At 42.6% G+C, this 411-nt stretch carries 1 protein-coding gene; it reads left to right on the top strand.

Annotated elements, in window-relative coordinates; genetic code table 11:
- Positions 1–411: 4Fe-4S dicluster domain-containing protein (locus M997_RS17055; RefSeq protein WP_156510836.1), on the top strand; the 411-nt coding region annotated here is incomplete at both ends.

Here is a 411-nt window from a genome sequence, read left to right on the forward strand (position 1 = left end):
GGCCAAATCATGGACAGTGATGCGTTTTTCTGAAGTTGAAGAAAACGGCAAACTGGAATGGTTAATTCGTAAAGATGGCTGTATGCACTGTGCAGATCCGGGTTGTTTAAAAGCCTGTCCTGCTGAAGGCGCGATAGTTCAATACGCTAACGGTATTGTGGATTTCCAATCTGAACATTGTATTGGTTGTGGTTATTGTATTGCGGGTTGTCCTTTCGATGTGCCTCGCATTAACGAAGAAGATAACCGCGCTTATAAATGCACATTATGTGTTGATCGTGTTGAAGTTGGTCAAGAACCTGCGTGTGTAAAAACATGCCCTACTGGCGCGATTCATTTTGGTTCTAAAGAATCAATGATCAATCTGGCTAATGAGCGTGTGGAAGAACTTAACACGCGTGGTTATGAAAA

Source organism: Proteus hauseri ATCC 700826 (assembly GCF_001654965.1).
Classification (GTDB): domain Bacteria; phylum Pseudomonadota; class Gammaproteobacteria; order Enterobacterales; family Enterobacteriaceae; genus Proteus; species Proteus hauseri.